Genomic DNA, 17,462 nt, shown 5'->3' with positions numbered 1-17,462 from the left:
GATTCGTGCCATGAGTTCGAAGAACCAGGCAATCGGAATCGACATCGGAGGAACCGGGATCAAGGGAGGTCTCGTGGACCTCGACACCGGAGAACTCATCAGCGACAGGGTCAAGCTGCCGACGCCGGAGGGCGGCAAGCCGGACGACATCGTCGAGACCACCAAGGAGATCGTCGAGAAGCTGGCCGCCGAAGACCCGGATGCTCCTGTCGGCGTCTGCTTCCCCGCCATCGTCAGCCACGGGGTCACCCTGTCGGCGGCGAACGTGTCGAAGAAGTGGATCGACCTGCGCGCGGAGGACCTCTTCGAGAAGGGGCTGAAGCGCGACATCCACTTCGTCAACGACGCCGACGCCGCCGGGTACGCGGAGACCAGGTTCGGCGCAGCGAAGGACAAGGACGGCCTCGTCATCATGACGACGCTCGGCACCGGCATCGGCTCCGCCCTCATCTACAACGGCGTCCTCATCCCGAACGCCGAGCTCGGCCACCTGGAGATCGACGGCCACGACGCGGAGTCGAAGGCGGCGTACTCGGCGAAGGAGCGCGAGGACCTCAGCTGGGAGAAGTGGGCGAAGCGCCTGCAGACCTACTACTCGACCCTCGAGTTCCTGTTCACCCCCGACCTCTTCATCGTCGGAGGCGGCGTCTCCAAGAACTACAAGGACTTCCTTCCCCTGCTCGACCTGAAGACGGAGATCGTCCCCGCCGTGCACCGCAACAACGCGGGCATCCTGGGCGCCGCCGCCCTCGCCGTCCGGTCCTGACGCCACCTCATCGCGTCGCTCGTTAGGGGCGCGTATGGCTTCGGCCGGCGGGCGTTAGGGATGCGTTAGGACCGGCTCCCGGCGCCCGCCCAGGGTGTGGACTCTCACCGTCGCGTCGATCGGCGCGGCATCCTCACGGATGGAGAGAGTCTTGCTGGACGTCGTCTACCTCCTCGGAATCGTCGTGCTCGCGCTTGTCGTCGGGCTCGTCGGCCGGGGGGTCGAGAAGCTGTGATCGTCATCAATGTGATCAGCGCCCTGCTCGCGGTGGCCGCGATCGCCTACCTGGTGGTCGCCCTGGTGAAGCCGGAGCGCTTCTAGTGGTGCTCTGGCTGTTCGTCGCCCAGTTGGCGACGCTCGCGCTGATCCTCGCCATCGCGTACCGCCCGCTCGGCGACTACATGGCGCGTGTCTTCAGCTCGCCGAAAGACCTGAGGGTCGAACGCGGCGTCTACCGGATGATCGGGGTCGACTCCTCCGCGGAGCAGTCCTGGCCCGCCTACCTCAGGGGCGTGCTCGCGTTCTCGGTGGTCGGCATCCTGATCGTCTACGGTCTGCAGCGGCTGCAGGAGTTCCTGCCGTACGCGCTCGGCTTGCCCGCCGTGCCGGAGGGACTCGCCTTCAACACTGCGATCTCGTTCGTCACCAACACGAACTGGCAGTCGTACTCGCCGGAGGCGACGATGGGCTACACCGTCCAGATCGCCGGGCTCGCGGTGCAGAACTTCGTGTCGGCCGCTGTCGGCATCGCCGTGGCCGTCGCGCTGGTGCGCGGGTTCGCCCGCCGGTCGAGCGGCACCATCGGCAACTTCTGGGTGGACATGCTGCGGGCGACCGTGCGCATCCTGCTGCCGCTCGCCGTCGTCGCCGCGATCGTGCTGATCGCCGGGGGCGCGATCCAGAACTTCGCCGGCTTCCAGCACATCACGACGCTCACCGGGGCGACTCAGAGCATCCCTGGAGGGCCTGTCGCCTCGCAGGAGGCGATCAAGCTGCTCGGCACGAACGGCGGCGGGTTCTTCAACGCGAACTCGGCGCATCCGTTCGAGAACCCGGCCGCGTGGACGAACCTGGTCGAGATCGTGCTGATGCTCATCATCCCGTTCTCGCTCCCCCGCACCTTCGGCACGATGGTCGGCGACCGCCGCCAGGGCTACGCGATCCTCGCGACCATGGGCGTGCTGTTCCTCGCCTCCCTCGGCGCGATGACCGCGTTCGAGCTGTCGAGCGGGTCGCTGGAGGGCAAGGAGCAGGTGTTCGGCATCCTGGGCTCCACCCTGTTCAACACCACGAGCACCACCACCTCCACCGGCGCCGTGAACTCGATGCTCGACAGCTACAGTCCGCTCGGCGGCATGATGGCGATGGTCAACATGATGCTCGGCGAGGTCGCCCCCGGCGGCGTCGGCGCCGGGCTGTACGGGATCCTCGTGGTCGCCGTGATCGCGGTGTTCATCGCCGGGCTCATGGTCGGGCGCACCCCGGAGTATCTCGGCAAGAAGCTCGGACCGCGCGAGATCAAGCTCGCGAGCCTCTACATCCTGACCACGCCGACCCTGGTGCTCGTCGGCACCGGCCTGAGCTTCGCCGTCCCTGCGATCAGAGCCGACGTGGAGAAGACGTCGATCTTCAACCCGGGACTGCACGGCTTCAGCGAGGTGCTGTACGCGTTCACCTCCGCCGCGAACAACAACGGCTCGGCGTTCGGCGGTCTCACCGCGAACACCCCGTGGCTGAACGCTGCGCTCGGCACGGCGATGTTCCTCGGGCGCTTCCTCCCGATCGTGTTCGTCCTCGCCCTGGCCGGCTCGCTCGCCGGACAGGCGAAGATCCCGGCGACAGCCGGCACCCTTCCGACCCACCGGCCGCAGTTCGTCGGCCTGCTCGTCGGAACCGTGCTGCTCGTGTCCGCCCTCACTTATTTCCCCGTTCTCGCGCTGGGTCCCCTGGCGGAAGGGCTGCAGTAGACCATGACCACCATCACACCGACGCAACACCCCGCTCCTCACCAGGAGCCTGGGTCGGACGGGAAGCGCCGCACGCCCGCCGGCGCGTTCTCCATCGCTCAGCTCGTGGCGGCGTTCCCCGGGGCGCTCCGCAAGCTCGACCCGCGGTTCATGTGGCGCAACCCCGTCATGTTCATCGTCGAGGTTGGCGCCGTGCTCACCACCGTGCTCGCGGTCGCGCAGCCTTTCCTCGGCAGCGACGGCACCGGTTCGGGAGCGAGCGGCGGCCAGCAGAACCTCGCGTTCACCTGGGGCATCGCTGTCTGGCTCTGGCTCACCGTCGTCTTCGCCAACCTCGCGGAGTCTGTCGCGGAGGGCCGTGGCAAGGCGCAGGCCGCCAGCCTGAGGGCGACCCGCTCGACCACGGTCGCCAACCGCGTCGCCGGATACGACGAGTCCATCGATCCGGATGCGGTCCGCTCCGACATCGAGCAGGTCGCGTCGAGCGAACTGCGGCTGGGCGACCTCGTCGTGGTCACGGCGGGCGAACTCATCCCGGGAGACGGCGACATCGTGCGGGGCATCGCCTCCGTTGACGAGTCGGCCATCACGGGCGAGTCCGCCCCTGTGGTCCGCGAGTCCGGCGGTGACAGGAGCGCGGTGACGGGAGGCACCCGCGTGCTCTCCGACCGCATCCTGGTGCGGATCACCAGCAAGCCCGGCGAGACGTTCGTCGACCGGATGATCAAGCTCGTCGAAGGTGCGTCCAGGCAGAAGACGCCGAACGAGATCGCGCTGAACATCCTGCTGGCGAGCCTGTCGATCATCTTCGTGGTGGTCGTGCTGACGCTCGCTCCTGCCGCAGGGTACTCGAACGCTGCCCCGACGGTCCCCGTGCTGCTCGCCCTGCTGGTGTGCCTCATCCCGACCACCATCGGCGCACTCATCTCGGCCATCGGCATCGCCGGCATGGACAGGCTGGTGCAGCGCAACGTGCTCGCGATGTCCGGCCGCGCTGTCGAGGCTGCGGGAGACGTGACGACGCTGCTGCTCGACAAGACGGGCACGATCACCTACGGCAACCGGCGCGCTGCCGAGTTCACCCCGGTCGGCGGCGCCGACAGCATGGAGCTCATCCGCGCAGCGGCGCTCTCCTCACTGAGCGACCCGACCCCGGAGGGCGTCTCGGTGGTGGCCCTCGCCGAACAGCTGGGCTACAGCCACCAGGGCGACATCCACGGCGAGATCGTCCCGTTCACGGCACAGACCAGGATGAGCGGCCTCGACCTGCCGGACGGCACCAGCGTGCGCAAGGGCGCGGCGAGTGCCGTCGTCGACTGGGTGCGCGAGTCCGGGCCCGCGGCGAGTTCCGTTCTGCACGACCTCGACGAGGAAGTGGAGCGCATCTCCCTGGTGGGCGGCACCCCGCTGGCCGTTGCGACGAGGGATGCGAGTGGCACCGCCAGCCTGCTCGGCGTGATCTACCTGAAGGACGTCGTGAAGGACGGCCTGGCTGAGCGATTCGCCGATCTGCGCAGGATGGGCATCCGCACGGTCATGGTCACCGGCGACAACCCGCTCACCGCGAAGGCGATCGCTGCCGAGGCGGGGGTCGACGACTTCCTCGCCGAGGCGAAGCCGGAGGACAAGCTGGCCCTGATCCGCCGCGAGCAGGAGGGCGGCAACCTGGTCGCGATGACGGGCGACGGCACGAACGACGCGCCTGCCCTCGCGCAGGCGGACGTCGGCGTGGCGATGAACACCGGCACGTCGGCGGCGAAGGAGGCGGGGAACATGGTCGACCTCGACTCCGACCCGACCAAGCTCATCGACATCGTGCGCATCGGCAAGCAGCTCCTGATCACCCGCGGAGCGCTGACCACGTTCTCGATCGCGAACGACGTGGCGAAGTACTTCGCGATCATCCCCGCGATGTTCGTCGGGGCGTTCCCTGGGCTCGCAGCGCTGAACATCATGGGGCTGCACTCCCCCGCCTCCGCGATCCTGTCTGCGGTGATCTTCAACGCGATCGTCATCGTGCTGCTGATCCCGCTGGCGCTGCGCGGCGTGACGTACCGGCCGTCGAAGGCGTCCGCCCTGCTCGGCCGCAACCTGCTGATCTACGGCATCGGCGGCATCATCGCCCCGTTCATCGGCATCAAACTGATCGACCTTCTGGTCGCGCTCATCCCCGGATTCTAGGAAGAGGGAACACCAATCATGAACGGACTCCGTGGCGCGTGGCGTCACTACTGGGTCGCCATCCGGGCGATGATCGTGCTGACCATCGCGCTCGGCATTCTCTACCCGCTGGTCCTGACCGGCGTCGGACAGCTCGCCTTCCCAGCGCAGGCGAACGGCTCGCTCGTCGGCTCGGACGGAAAAACGGTCGGCTCGGCTCTCATCGGGCAGGGCTTCACCGACGCGAAGGGCAACGCGCTCGCCCAGTGGTTCCAGTCGCGGCCGTCCGCCGCGGGCGACGGCTACGACGGCGCTGCGTCGTCCGGCAGCAACCTCGGCCCAAACAACCCCGACCTGGTGAAGGCCATCAAGGAGCGCACGGCCGCCGTGGCGAAGGACGACGGGATCGCGGTCGCCGACGTCCCCGTGGATGCGGTGACCGCATCCGGCTCCGGCCTCGACCCGCACATCTCCCCCGCGTACGCCCGCGACCAGGTGCAGCGCGTCGCAGACGCCCGCGGCCTGCCGGTCGCCGCCGTGCGGAAGCTGGTCGAGTCTAAGATTCAGGGACGGGACCTCGGCTACCTGGGCGAGCCCACCGTGAACGTGCTTCAGCTGAACATCGCACTGGCGAAGATGGACGAGTAGACATGCCACGTGGCCACCTGCGGGTGATGCTCGGCGCCGCGCCGGGCGTCGGCAAGACGTACGCCATGCTCGAAGAGGGCAAACGCCTGCAGGCGCTCGGCAAGGATGTGGTGGTGGCGGTCGTGGAAACCCACGGCCGCTCCGCCACGTCCGCCATGCTCGACGGACTGGAGGTCGTGCCCCGCAAGACCGTCGAGCACCGCGGCATCGAACTGACGGAGCTCGACCTAGATGCGGTCCTGGCCCGCGCTCCGCAGCTCGCCCTGGTCGACGAGCTCGCACACACCAACGCCCCAGGCTCCGAGCACGAGAAGCGCTGGCAGGACGTGGATGCGCTCCTCGCGGCCGGCATCGACGTGATGTCGACCGTGAACATCCAGCACATCGAATCGCTGAACGACGTGGTTGAGCAGATCACCGGCGCCCAGCAGCGCGAGACGATCCCGGATGCCGTGCTCCGCCGTGCGGACCAGATCGAGGTCGTCGACCTGGCGCCGCAGGCGCTGCGCGACCGGCTCGCCGACGGCAACGTCTACCCGGCGGCGCGCATCGACGCCGCCCTCTCCAACTACTTCAGGCTCGGGAACCTGACTGCTCTGCGCGAGCTCGCGCTGCTCTGGCTGGCCGACGAGGTCGACAGCTCCCTGCAGCGCTATCGCGCCGAGCACGGGATCTCCGGCACCTGGGAGGCGCGCGAGCGCGTCGTCGTCGCCCTCACAGGAGGACCGGAGGGAGACACCCTGCTGCGCAGGGGCGCGCGGATCGCTGCGCGCTCGGCCGGAGGTGAACTGCTCGCTCTGCACGTGACCAGCCAGGACGGACTCCGCGATGCGACGCCTGGCGCCCTCGCCGCGCAGCGCGCCCTGGTGGAACAGCTCGGCGGCAGCTATCACCAGGTGGTCGGCAGCGACATCCCGCGCGCGCTCGTCGAGTTCGCCAGGGGCGAGAACGCCACCCAGCTCGTCATCGGCGTCAGTCGCCGCAGCCGCCTCGCCGCCCTGCTCACCGGGCCGGGCATCGGGGCGACGGTGATCAGGGAGTCCGGCGATATCGACGTGCACATCGTGTCGCACTCCAAGGCCGGAGGCCGGTTCTCGCTCCCGCGCATCAGGGGCGGCCTCACCACCAGGCGCAAGGTTTACGGGTTCGCGCTCGCGATCGTCGGAGGACCGCTGCTCACCTGGCTGCTCACCAGCGTCCGCTCCCCAGACTCGATGACCAGCGACGTGCTGTCGTACCAGCTGCTCGTGGTGGTGGTCGCGCTGGTCGGCGGGATCTGGCCCGCCCTGTTCGCCGCGCTGCTGTCCGGCATCACGCTGGACTACTTCTTCGTCGATCCGCTGTACACGATCACGATCAGCGAGCCGCTGCACCTACTCGCGCTCGTGCTCTACCTGGTGATCGCCGCCCTGGTGAGCCTGGTGGTCGACCAGGCGGCGCGCAGGAGCAGGGCGGCGAAGCGTGCGGCTGCGGAGGCCGAACTGCTCGCGACGGTCGCCGGCGGCGTCATCCGGGGAGAGAACGCGCTGCAGGCGCTGGTCACACGCACCAGGGAGGCGTTCGCGCTCACCGGTGTGCGCCTGCTCGACGGCGCCGACGTGGTGTCCACCGACGGCGAGCCGTCCGACGACGAGCACACCCAGAGCATCCCGGTCGGCACCAGGGGCACGCTCGAACTCTCCGGACGCACACTGGAGGCAGGTGACCGTCGCCTGCTCGCCGCGATCGTGGCCCAGCTCGACGCCGCCCTCGAGCACCGCGACCTGCAGGCCACCGCAAGCGAGCTCGCCCCGCTCGCGCAGGCCGACCGGGTGCGCAGCGCCCTGCTGGCAGCGGTCGGCCACGACCTGCGCCGCCCGCTCGCCGCGGCGACCGCCGCCGTCACCACGCTCCGTCAGACCGACATCAGGCTGGCCAAGACCGACAGGGATGCGCTGCTCGAGACGGCGGAAGACAGCCTCGGCAACCTCGCCCAGCTCGTCACCAACCTGCTCGACGTGAGCAGGGTGCAGGCGGGGGTGCTCGCCGTCTCGCTGGCGCCGACCGACATCGACGACGTGGTCCCCGCAGTACTCGACGAGCTCGGCGTCGGCCCGGCAGAGGTCGAACTCGACCTGCCGGACGCGCTCCCGCCCGTCGCCGCAGACGGGGTGCTGCTGCAACGCGTGCTGGTCAACCTGCTCGGCAACGCGCTCCGGTTCAGCCCGGCGGATTCTCCCCCGGTGATCGCCGCCAGCGAGTTCGGCGGTTCGGTGCAGGTGCGGGTGATCGACCACGGACCCGGCATCCCCGACGAGCGCCGCGACGCGGTGTTCGTGCCGTTCCAGCGGCTCGACGACACGGACAACGACACAGGGATCGGGCTGGGGCTCGCGCTCTCCAAGGGCTTCGTCGAGGGGATGGACGGCACGCTCGAGGCGGAGGACACCCCCGGAGGCGGACTGACGATGGTGGTGGCGCTGCCTGTCGCGGCGACTGCCGGACCACTGGAAGGAGAGTCCGCGTGAGAATCCTGATCGCCGACGACGACCAGCAGATCCTCCGGGCGCTGCGCATCCTGCTGACCGCACGCGGCTACGAGGTCAGCATCGCCAGGAACGGGGCGGAAGCGCTCAGCCAGGCCGTCGAGCACCACCCCGATCTCGTGATGCTCGACCTGGGGATGCCGGAGCTCAACGGCATCGAGGTGATCGAGGGCCTGCGCGGCTGGACGTCCGTGCCGATCCTGGTCGTCTCCGGCCGCACCGACTCCGGCGACAAAGTGGATGCGCTGGACGCAGGCGCAGACGACTACGTCACCAAACCCTTCGCCGCCGACGAACTGCTCGCCCGCATCAGGGCGCTGACCAGGCGGCAGACCCCGTCGCCGGACGAGCCGGTCGTGACCTTCGGCGACATCGCCGTCGACCTGGCAGCGCACCAGGTGACCAGGCGGACGGCGGACGGCGACGAGTCCGTGCGCCTGACGCCGACCGAGTGGGCGATCCTCGAGGTGCTGGTGCGCAATCCGCGGCGACTGGTCACCAGGCAGGCGCTGCTCACCCAGGTGTGGGGACCCCAGTACACCAGCGACACCGGCTATCTGCGGCTCTACCTCGCGCAGCTGCGCAAGAAGCTCGAACCGGAGCCGTCGCACCCGCGGTACCTGCTCACCGAACCGGGGATGGGTTATCGCTTCTCGCCGGATGCCGAGCTCGACGCCACTCCCGATCCCGTCTGACGGGGCCGGTTGAGGTCGAGGCGCGCCACGGTGGTCGCAGGGTCGCTCTCGTCCACCCTGTCGACGATCAGCGCATCCGGTGCGCACTGCCAGAGCGTCGACATCGCCCGCACCCCGAGCACGGTGATCAGCAGTGCGAGGCCCAGGGTCACTGTGAAGGCCGCCACCCAGTACGCCAGGTTGCCGACGGCGCTCTGGAAGAGATCTGCTCTGGAGGTGAACTCCACGGAGTCGACCGGCGGCGTCACGAACCGCGGCATCGTGAAGAAGAACCAGACGCAGAACCAGTAGCCGAGCGCGACGAGCACGATGACCAGCGCGGTCAGGGCGCTCGCGATCTCCGCGATCCGCCGCAGGTTCGCCTGCTTCGCCTTCACCCCTGCCTCGATCCGTCCCCTCGAGCATCCACCGCGGCTCCTGCGCCCCGGTGAGGAATGGGCCGGCTGCTACGCCGGGTTCTGTCCAGGTGCGTGAGCACCGTCGACGGCCATCTATCTCGGGACGGCGTTGCCGCCGCCCTCCAGCGGTCTACCCGGAAACTCAGCGAGCAGCCTCAACGTTTCCTGTCTGACCTTGCTCCGGGCGAGGTTTACCGAGCCGACCGGGTCACCCCGGTCGCTGGTGGGCTCTTACCCCACCGTTTCACCCTTACCCCGTGCCGATCCGAGGATCGGCGCGGGGCGGTCTGTTCTCTGTGGCACTGTCTCGCGGGTTGCCCCGGGTGGGTGTTACCCACCGCCCTGCTCTGTGGAGCCCGGACGTTCCTCGGCAGCCTGCCGAAGCAGACTGACGCGACCGTCTTGCCGGCCCATTCGCTCCCACACTATCGCAGCAGCGGATGCGGTCCCCCGCACCCACAGGATGCTCGGAGCAGGCCGCCGCCGGCCGGCGCGAAGAGCGGCCCTAGAGCCCCGACTCCTCGTTCCTGATCAGGATCGCTCCGCTGTCCGGGCAGAGCACCACGTCGTCGTCGGCCGCGCGGCGGATGACGGACAGATCGGACTCGGTGAGCTTCACGTTGCTGCCCATCGAGACGCCGCGCACGAGCAGGGCGGCGCCGATGCCGTAGCGGGCGCGCTGCTTCTCGTACAGCTCGATCAGGTCGGCGGGGATGCCGGAGACGATCGCAGTCCGGTCCTTCGCGAGAGCGGTGCGCTGCGCGTCCAGCTTCCCCAGCTCCTCCGCCTTGGCGGTCTCCAGCGCCTGCACCCGGCCGTCGAGCTCCGCCCGCTCGGCCTCGACGGCGGCGAGCGCGCTCTCCTGCTCCTCGAGACGCTCCATCACGGTGAGCTCGATCTCTTCGAGATCGTCGCGGCGCTTGCCCAGGGCGGTCAGCTCCGCTTCGAGCGCCTGGACGTCCTTGGTCGACGAGGTGTGCTGCAGGCGACCGCTGTCGCGTTCCATGCGGGCCTCGACGACGGCGACGTCGGACTCGACGCGCTTCAGCTCGGCCCGCGAGTCCTCGAGCTCGCCTGTGCGGGCGATCCAGCGGGTGCGGAGCGCATCCACCTCCGGCTGCAGGGCCGCCAGCTGGGCGAGCTGCGGCAGGGTCTTGGCCGCGTGGTCGAGCTGGGTCAGGCGGGTGTCCGCCGTCTGGAGGCGAAGGAGCTCGTTCTGGTCGGTGGGGCTGGCTTTCACGGTGGTCCGCTCTCTCGGTGCTGCTGATGCTCGGTGGTCTGGATGGCTGGGGCGATCACTGCAGGATCGCGAAGTCCCACGGGTCGGTGCGCAGGTCGCTGACCTCGACGACGATGCCGGGGAGCTCGGCTCTGAGCTGCTCGGCGGCGGTGTCGAGCCACAGCCACTCGCTGGCCCAGTGGGAGACGTCGAGGAGGGCTGGCCCTCCCCCGATGGCGGCCTGTTCGCGCGCCTCGGAGGCCGGGTGGTGGCGGAGGTCGGCGGTGATGTAGACGTCCGCGCCGCGGACGGCGTCAGAGCCGAGCAGCGAGTCGCCTGCTCCGCCGCACACGGCGACGGTGCTGACCGGCTGCTGGTAGTCGCCTGCCGCGCGGATGCCGCCGGCGGTGGCAGGCAGGATCTCGGCGAGGCGGCGTGCGAGAGCGCCGAGGGTGGTGGGCTCCGCGAGCGTTCCGACGCGGCCGATGCCCGTGACGCCGTCCGGCGACGGCGCGATCGGCGTGGTGCCGGTGACCCCGAGGAGGCGCGCGAGGACGGCGGAGGTGCCGTCCGCGACGACGTCGGCATTGGTGTGCGCGGCGATGAGCGCGCAGTCCGCCTTGATGAGACGGGCGAGGATCGCGCCCTTGTACCTGTCCTCCGCCACGCTGGTCACGCCGCGCAGGAGCAGGGGGTGGTGCGTCAGCAGCAGGTCGGCCCCGGCGTCGACGGCTTCCTCGACGGTCGCGGAGACCGCATCCACGGCCAGCAGGATGCGCTCGACCTGCGCGCCGGGATCGCCCGCCACGAGGCCGGGTGCGTCCCACGCCTCTGCGCCGGAGAGCGGCCAGAGTCGCTCGACGGTCTCACGGACGGAAGCAAGCGTGTACGGCACGGGATAGAGCCTACTTGCCGAGGGACAGCGCCGCGGTGTCGATCGCCTCCTCCTGTCGGCGCAGCGCAGGCACCCCGGCGACGATCGGCGTCAGGATGCCGATGCCGAGCGCGACGACGACGCCGATATCGGTCATGCCGATGTCACTGTCGGGCGCTATGCCGACCAGCCGGAACAGGTAGCCTTCCCAGCTCAGCCACGGCAGGTCGGACGAGATGAGCCCGAGGCCAACCGCCGAGGCGGCCACGAGCATCCACAGGTTGGTCCAGCGCCAGTCCGGGTATGCACCGCCGCTGTGCAGGAGGGACGGCTGGTGGAACCGTCTGGTGCGCAGCATCATCTCGGCGATGAACAACCCCGCCCAGGCCGCGACGGGCACGGCGAGCGTGGTCGGCAGGCTCCGCACGACGCTCGACAGGTCGCTCACGGTCGCCGCGAGCACGAACCCGGCGAGGGCGATCGCCCCGCCGACCGCCACGGTGCTCCAGCGCCTGCCGAGATGCGCGCCGAGCGCCTCCAGCGTGAACCCGCCAGAGTAGATGTTGAGCACCAGCCCGGAGATCAGGCTGAGCGTCACGGCCAGCAGCAGCGGCACGGGATACCAGGCAGGGAGCCCGAGCTGGGAGAAGGCGCTCACCGGGTTGGCCGCGAAGTCGTCGGCGAGCGCCGTGTCAGAGGCGGCGAGCATCCCGCCGTACGAGATGAGCATGAACGGAGGAAGGGCTGCGCCGAAGGTGGCCCAGAGCATCCCGGTCGCCCCGGACGATGTCGGCCGCTGGTAGCGGGCGACCTCGGCGCTGCTGTTCGCCCAGGCCAGCCCGAGATAGCTGAAGACGAGCACGGCGCCGGTGATGACGCGCAGCCAGATCGCGTCCGGCGCTGCCAGCGCTGTCGGCAGGTCGACGTACCGCCAGGTCGCCGCGATCATCACCACGATCAAGGCAGCGGATGCGATGGTCAGCACGAGCTGCACCCGCGCCACCAGCGCGTAGCCGAAGTACGCGACGGCGAGCGCGATGCCGATGGCGACGACGAGGCCGACGGTGGTCGGAATCAGCGGCTCGGCTGCCCAGCCCTCCGACGTGAACAGCGCGCCCACCGCCGCCCCGGCGAGCCAGAGCAGCACGGCGCCCCAGAAGATCCTGGTCAGCAGAGCGAGAGCGGCGGGCACGACGTTGCCGCGCAGGCCGAAGGTCGCACGCGACACCACCATGGTCGGCTGCCCGCTCCACTTCCCGGCGAGCGTGCCGAGCCCGAGCGGCAGGAACGACAGCGCGACGCCGATCAGCGTCGCGACCAGCATCTGCCGCAGGCTGAGGCCGAGCGTGAACAGAGTCGCGCCGACGCCGACGCTGATCAGCGACGACGTGCCGGCGAACCACAGCCAGAACAACCGGGATGCGCGCCCGACCCTGCGCTCGACCGGCGTCGGCCGCAGGTCGGCGTCCTCCACCTCGAACAGCGGCGCAGGCACGGGCTCGTCCCCGAACAGGATGCGCTCGTCCGACGCGACTCGCTGACTCGCGACGGGAGCGGCGAGCGAGCCCGTCGGCAGCACGACGTCGTCCGCGTCGTCTGCGAGGTCGGCGTCGATCGCATCCGCCACCGGCCCCGCCGCCCCGAGGTCGTGTCCGGCCAGGGCATCGGCCTGCAGCACGGGCAGCGGCACGGAGTCGAGACTCGGCGCATCCGGGTGCTCCACCGGCAACGGGAGGAGCGGGAGCAGCGGCACGATCGGCACAGGCTCCGAGTCGCGAGGGGCCACCTCCTCCGGCACGAAGTCCAACGGCTCAGGCCGCTGCACCCGCGGTCCCGGATGCGCGGCGGCGGCGGGCGCGATCCACGCGCTGAACGTCGGCTGCGGGCCTGAGGTGCGGCGAGGGACGGGGAGGTCGTCGAAGCTGATGAGCTGGGTCGGGGTGCCGTCGGTGTCGGAGTCGGAGTCCGGCTCCGGCTCTGGCTCTGTATTCGGCGAAGTGCCTGCATCCGGCGCAGTTCCGGCATCCCGCGCGCGCTGGATCGGGATCGCCGCCGTCGCGCGGGCCTCCAGCACGCTCTCCAGGTGCTCGATCGCCGCCAGGGTGTCGTGCGCCGCCAGGTCGTGGCCGACGAGCTCCTTCACCTCGTCGTCGGTGAGGGAGGCCGGGTCCGGCTCGACCTCGTCGCCTTCCATGGGGCAAGACTAGCGACGAGTCGCGTCACGAAGCCGGTTCGCGCCCGCCGATTCGACCGATCGGCGTTACGATCGACTCGATGAGCGAGACGATCGAGACCCCGTACGAAGACCTGCTCCGCGACGTGCTCGCGAACGGAGTGCACAAATCCGATCGCACGGGCACGGGGACGCGCAGCGTGTTCGGCCGGCAGTTGCGGTTCGACCTCGCCGACGGCTTCCCGCTCATCACCACCAAGCGCGTGCACTTCAAGTCGATCGCCTACGAACTGCTCTGGTTCCTTCGCGGCGACAGCAACGTCGGCTGGCTGCGTGAGAACGGCGTCACCATCTGGGACGAGTGGGCGGACGAGAACGGCGAGCTCGGCCCGGTCTACGGCGTGCAGTGGCGCTCCTGGCCAGCGCCGGACGGCACGCACATCGACCAGATCAGCCAGGTGATCGACACCCTGCGCAGCGACCCGGACTCGCGCCGCATCATCGTCTCGGCGTGGAATGTCGCCGACATCCCGCAGATGGCCCTCGCTCCCTGCCACGCGTTCTTCCAGTTCTACGTCGCGGACGGCAAGCTCTCCTGCCAGCTCTACCAGCGCAGCGCAGACATGTTCCTCGGCGTCCCGTTCAACATCGCCAGCTACGCGCTGCTCACGATGATGGTCGCCCAGCAGGTCGGCCTCGAACCGGGCGAGTTCGTCTGGACGGGCGGAGACGTGCACATCTACGACAACCACGTCGAGCAGGTCACCGAGCAGCTGTCCCGCGATCCGTATCCCGCGCCGACGCTGCGGTTCGCCCGCACGCCGGAGAGCATCTTCGACTACCGCTTCGACGACTTCGTGATCGAGGGCTACCAGCACCACCCGGCCATCCGGGCGCTGGTCGCCGTATGAGCCTCGCGCTCATCTGGGCGGAGGCGCACGACGGCGTCATCGGCGCGGGCGGCACCATGCCGTGGCATCTGCCGGAGGACCTGAAGCACTTCCGCGAGCTCACCGGAGACGACACGGTGGTCATGGGCCGACGCACCTGGGAGTCGCTGCCTGACCGCTTCCGGCCGCTCCCCGGCCGCAGGAACATCGTGGTCACCAGGCAGGCCGACTGGCAGGCGCCCGGCGCTGTCGTCGCCCACAGCATCCAGGATGCGCTTGCCGCCTCCACCTCGCAGACCACCTGGGTGATCGGCGGAGCAGAGCTGTACCGGCTCGCCCTCCCGTCCGCCGACCGCGTCGAGCTCACCGAGATCGACCTCGCCGTCGACGGCGACACCCACGCCCCCGCCATCGACGCCTCCTGGACCAGCGACCCCGGCCCCTGGCTCACCGCCGCCTCCGGGCTCCGCTACCGCTTCACCCGCCTCACCAGATGATCGAGTCCGAAGTTGATCACCCGTCGCCCCGGCGTGTCGGCTGAACAACTGCAGACTCGATGATCAGGTGAGCCCGGCGACGAGGTTGACGGTGGTGGCGAGGATGACCGAGCCGAACAGATACGACAGCAGCGTGTGCCGCAGGATGGCACGCCGGATGTGCGGGTTGCCGATGTTCGTGTCGCTCACCTGGAACGTCATCCCGAGCGTGAAAGCCACGTAGGCGAAGTCGCTGTAGCGCGGCGGCTCGTCCTGGTTGAAGTCGATGCCGCCCTCTGGCTGGTGATAGTACATCCGGGCGTACCGCAGGGTGTAGATCGTGTGCACGAGCGTCCAGGACAGGGCGACCGACGCGATGGCGAGCAGCGCCAGCCACGCCTGCGGGGCGCCGTGGACCTGGCGCGCGGCGACGAGCACGAACACGATCGCGACCACTCCGGCGAGGCTGGCGATCAGCAGCAGCAGGTCGGAGGCGGTCGTGCCGGGATCCTCCCTCGTCGCGTGCGACCTGGTCTCGTCAGCGTCCATCCGCCAGACGATGGACCACACCCACACGATGTACACGACGCACGCGCCCGCCCACCCGGTGATGAGCGCGAACTGCCACTCTCCGAGCAGGCCGGTGATCATTGCGACGATGAAGCCGAACAGGAACGCAGCGATCATCCGCAGCCGGGAACGGCCGCGAACGGTCTTCAATTGGTCTGACACATCTGTGATGTTCGCACAGCCTGCCCTGAGGCGGCCCGCGCCACTGCGGGCGCGGCTACGATCGGATCGTGACTTCCGCGCCATCGCCCCTCGCCGATCTGTCCCCCGACGCGCTCCGCACTGCGCACGCCGAGTTCTCTGCGGCGTACGAAACGCTGCGCTCCTGCGGTCTGAAGCTCGATCTCACTCGCGGCAAGCCGTCCGCCGAGCAGCTCGATCTGTCGAACGACCTGCTGCACCTGCCGGACGGCGCATACCGGGATGCGGCCGGCACCGACCTCCGCAACTACGGAGGAGCGACCGGCCTGCCAGAGTTGCGCGCCATCTTCTCCGACGCCGTGCAGGTGCCCACGGCCCAGCTCCTCGCGCTCGGCAACGCCAGCCTGACCGTGATGCACGACGTCATCGTGCAGGCGCTGCTGCACGGCGTCCCCGGCGGAGAGCGCCCGTGGGGTGCGCAGCCGATCAGCTTCCTGGCTCCCGTGCCCGGATACGACAGGCACTTCACGATCTGCGAGCGCTACGGCATCCGCCTCATCCCCGTGCCGCTGAACGACGACGGACCGGACGTGGATGCGGTCGCCGCCCTGCTCGCGGCAGACGACAGCATCAAGGGCATGTGGTGCGTCCCCGTCTACTCCAACCCCAGCGGCGCGGTGTACTCGGAGGAGGTCGTCCGCGCGCTCGTCTCGCTGCCCGCCGCGCCCGACTTCCGCCTGTTCTGGGACAACGCGTACGCGGTGCACCACCTCACCGACGAGCGACCTGCACCGTTCGACGTGCTGACGCTGGCCGCCGAGGCAGGCAACCCCGACCGGCCGCTGGTGTTCGCCTCCACCTCCAAGGTCACCTTCCCAGGCGCAGGCGTCGCGTTCGTCGGCGGCTCGCCGGCCAACGTCGAGTGGATGCTGCACAACCTCTCGGCGCAGAGCATCGGCCCCGACAAGCTCAACCAGCTCCGCCACGCGCAGTTCCTCCGCGACGCGGACGGCCTCTCCGCCCACATGGAGAAGCACCGCGCCATCCTGGAGCCGAAGTTCGACGCGGTCTCCCGCATCTTCGAGAAGCGCCTGGCACCATACGGCGCCGGCGCCTGGACGGCTCCGAAGGGCGGGTACTTCGTCAGCCTGGACGTGCTCGACGGCTGCGCGAAGCGTGCGGTGCAGCTCGCGGCGGACGCCGGCATCGCCGTGACCCCGGCCGGTGCCACCTTCCCGTACGGCGACGACCCTCGGGATGCGAACATCCGCATCGCGCCGACCTTCCCGCCGCTCACCGAGCTCGAGACGGCGCTCGACGGCCTGTGCACGGCGATCCTGCTGGCCGAGGCAGAGCTGCTGCTGGCGAACGGCATCGCCGACGAGGCATGACCAGCTGGAGGGTGCGCGAGAGCGTCGAGGACGACTGGCAGGCATACCGCGCCATCCGCCTCGAAATGCTCGAGGACACGCCCATCGCGTTCCTGGACACGCTGGAGCACGCCAGAGCGCTCCCGGACGAGCACTGGCGCAACCGGGCAGCCAATGGGTCGTCGTCGAGCCGCCTGTTCGCGGCGGTCGACGACGACGGACGCTGGCTCGGCACGATGGGCGGCTTCCAGGCCATCGGAGCGCCGAACCCGCACCTCGTCGGTGTCTACATCACGCCGGTCTACCGCGGCAGAGCGCACGGCATGGCCGATGCCCTTCTGGATGCGGTGATCGCCTGGTCACGCCCGCGCGGCACCCGACTGCTCCTGCAGGTGCATGAGCACAACCCTGCGGCGATCCGCTTCTACACCCGCCGCGGCTTCGCCCTCACCGGCGCCACAGAGCCGTACCCCCTGAACCCCGCCGCCCGCGAGCTGGAGATGGCTCTCCCCCTCTCCCTCCCCTGACCGTCGAGTCCGACGTCGTTCAGGCGACACGCGGAGGCGGGACGTGAACGACGTCGGGCTCGA

At 69.7% G+C, this 17,462-nt stretch carries 16 protein-coding genes and 1 other RNA gene; 11 read left to right on the top strand and 6 right to left on the bottom strand.

Annotated features, from left to right (window positions below; genetic code table 11):
- The first annotated feature begins 10 nt into the window (after positions 1-10).
- The 7 genes from ppgK (at position 11) to ASE16_RS14385 (ending at position 8,761) form a co-directional block, all read left to right on the top strand.
- A complete protein-coding gene (ppgK, locus tag ASE16_RS14410) occupies positions 11-766 on the top strand; it encodes a polyphosphate--glucose phosphotransferase (RefSeq protein ID WP_055896171.1) in 756 nt (251 codons plus the stop codon).
- Positions 767-997: 231 nt separating this feature from the next.
- Positions 998-1,087, top strand: a complete 90-nt coding sequence (gene kdpF, locus ASE16_RS19800; protein WP_157480388.1) for a K(+)-transporting ATPase subunit F — start codon at positions 998-1,000, stop codon at positions 1,085-1,087.
- Positions 1,087-2,733: a potassium-transporting ATPase subunit KdpA gene (gene kdpA / locus ASE16_RS14405; protein WP_157480386.1), complete on the top strand. Its 1,647-nt coding sequence runs from the start codon at positions 1,087-1,089 to the stop codon at positions 2,731-2,733. Before kdpF ends, kdpA begins: the two co-directional genes overlap by 1 nt.
- A gap of 3 nt (positions 2,734-2,736) precedes the next feature.
- Positions 2,737-4,914 (top strand): potassium-transporting ATPase subunit KdpB, encoded by a 2,178-nt coding sequence (kdpB, locus tag ASE16_RS14400; RefSeq protein ID WP_055896168.1) that lies wholly within the window; start codon positions 2,737-2,739, stop codon positions 4,912-4,914.
- An 18-nt stretch (positions 4,915-4,932) separates the two neighbouring features.
- Positions 4,933-5,541 (top strand): potassium-transporting ATPase subunit KdpC, encoded by a 609-nt coding sequence (gene kdpC / locus ASE16_RS14395; RefSeq protein ID WP_055896164.1) that lies wholly within the window; start codon positions 4,933-4,935, stop codon positions 5,539-5,541.
- A gap of 2 nt (positions 5,542-5,543) precedes the next feature.
- Positions 5,544-8,048, top strand: coding sequence for a DUF4118 domain-containing protein (locus ASE16_RS14390; protein WP_055896160.1), 2,505 nt, complete (start codon positions 5,544-5,546; stop codon positions 8,046-8,048).
- Complete coding sequence (locus ASE16_RS14385; RefSeq protein WP_055896158.1) at positions 8,045-8,761, top strand: response regulator; 717 nt, start codon at positions 8,045-8,047, stop codon at positions 8,759-8,761. Before ASE16_RS14390 ends, ASE16_RS14385 begins: the two co-directional genes overlap by 4 nt.
- Here the strand turns inward: ASE16_RS14385 and ASE16_RS14380 are convergent.
- From ASE16_RS14380 to ASE16_RS14365, 5 genes are all read right to left on the bottom strand, one after another.
- Positions 8,710-9,138 carry a hypothetical protein gene (locus ASE16_RS14380; protein ID WP_055896155.1) on the bottom strand — a complete coding sequence of 143 codons (429 nt, stop codon included), beginning with the start codon at positions 9,136-9,138 and terminating at the stop codon, positions 8,710-8,712. The genes ASE16_RS14385 and ASE16_RS14380 overlap by 52 nt on opposite strands.
- Before the next feature lie 54 nt (positions 9,139-9,192).
- Positions 9,193-9,572, bottom strand: an RNA gene (gene rnpB, locus ASE16_RS14615) — RNase P RNA component class A.
- 92 nt (positions 9,573-9,664) lie between these two features.
- Complete coding sequence (locus tag ASE16_RS14375) at positions 9,665-10,399, bottom strand: zinc ribbon domain-containing protein (protein ID WP_055896154.1); 735 nt, start codon at positions 10,397-10,399, stop codon at positions 9,665-9,667.
- Positions 10,400-10,454: 55 nt separating this feature from the next.
- Positions 10,455-11,273, bottom strand: a complete 819-nt coding sequence (locus tag ASE16_RS14370; RefSeq protein WP_055896152.1) for a Nif3-like dinuclear metal center hexameric protein — start codon at positions 11,271-11,273, stop codon at positions 10,455-10,457.
- 10 nt (positions 11,274-11,283) lie between these two features.
- Positions 11,284-13,446: a purine-cytosine permease family protein gene (locus ASE16_RS14365; RefSeq protein WP_055896150.1), complete on the bottom strand. Its 2,163-nt coding sequence runs from the start codon at positions 13,444-13,446 to the stop codon at positions 11,284-11,286.
- A gap of 80 nt (positions 13,447-13,526) precedes the next feature.
- Between ASE16_RS14365 and ASE16_RS14360 the strand changes: the two genes are divergently transcribed.
- Both ASE16_RS14360 and ASE16_RS14355 read left to right on the top strand, forming a co-directional pair.
- Positions 13,527-14,336: a thymidylate synthase gene (locus ASE16_RS14360; RefSeq protein WP_055896142.1), complete on the top strand. Its 810-nt coding sequence runs from the start codon at positions 13,527-13,529 to the stop codon at positions 14,334-14,336.
- Positions 14,333-14,812, top strand: coding sequence for a dihydrofolate reductase (locus ASE16_RS14355; RefSeq protein WP_055896138.1), 480 nt, complete (start codon positions 14,333-14,335; stop codon positions 14,810-14,812). Before ASE16_RS14360 ends, ASE16_RS14355 begins: the two co-directional genes overlap by 4 nt.
- Before the next feature lie 63 nt (positions 14,813-14,875).
- On the opposite strand, the gene ASE16_RS14350 is transcribed toward ASE16_RS14355, so the two are convergent.
- Positions 14,876-15,523, bottom strand: a complete 648-nt coding sequence (locus ASE16_RS14350) for a DUF1345 domain-containing protein (RefSeq protein ID WP_235500500.1) — start codon at positions 15,521-15,523, stop codon at positions 14,876-14,878.
- Positions 15,524-15,591: 68 nt separating this feature from the next.
- Here ASE16_RS14350 and ASE16_RS14345 point away from each other — a divergent pair, with 68 nt between their 5' ends.
- Both ASE16_RS14345 and ASE16_RS14340 read left to right on the top strand, forming a co-directional pair.
- On the top strand, positions 15,592-16,893 hold the full coding sequence (locus ASE16_RS14345; protein ID WP_055896132.1) for an aminotransferase class I/II-fold pyridoxal phosphate-dependent enzyme: 1,302 nt from the start codon (positions 15,592-15,594) through the stop codon (positions 16,891-16,893).
- Positions 16,890-17,399: a GNAT family N-acetyltransferase gene (locus ASE16_RS14340; protein WP_055896128.1), complete on the top strand. Its 510-nt coding sequence runs from the start codon at positions 16,890-16,892 to the stop codon at positions 17,397-17,399. The genes ASE16_RS14345 and ASE16_RS14340 overlap by 4 nt, the downstream gene beginning before the upstream one ends.
- Positions 17,400-17,462 lie beyond the last annotated feature (63 nt).

This window comes from Leifsonia sp. Root227 (genome assembly GCF_001428745.1).
Lineage (GTDB): Bacteria > Actinomycetota > Actinomycetes > Actinomycetales > Microbacteriaceae > Leifsonia.
This window is presented reverse-complemented; position numbering and strand designations above follow the sequence as displayed.

Coding starts and splice junctions, on each gene's coding strand:
- kdpB (WP_055896168.1), top strand. CDS start 2,737: ATGACCACCATCACACCGACGCAACACCCCGCTCCTCACCAGGAGCCT.
- ppgK (WP_055896171.1), top strand. CDS start 11: ATGAGTTCGAAGAACCAGGCAATCGGAATCGACATCGGAGGAACCGGG.
- ASE16_RS14340 (WP_055896128.1), top strand. CDS start 16,890: ATGACCAGCTGGAGGGTGCGCGAGAGCGTCGAGGACGACTGGCAGGCA.
- ASE16_RS14365 (WP_055896150.1), bottom strand. CDS start 13,446: ATGGAAGGCGACGAGGTCGAGCCGGACCCGGCCTCCCTCACCGACGAC.
- ASE16_RS14360 (WP_055896142.1), top strand. CDS start 13,527: ATGAGCGAGACGATCGAGACCCCGTACGAAGACCTGCTCCGCGACGTG.
- kdpC (WP_055896164.1), top strand. CDS start 4,933: ATGAACGGACTCCGTGGCGCGTGGCGTCACTACTGGGTCGCCATCCGG.
- ASE16_RS14390 (WP_055896160.1), top strand. CDS start 5,544: ATGCCACGTGGCCACCTGCGGGTGATGCTCGGCGCCGCGCCGGGCGTC.
- ASE16_RS14355 (WP_055896138.1), top strand. CDS start 14,333: ATGAGCCTCGCGCTCATCTGGGCGGAGGCGCACGACGGCGTCATCGGC.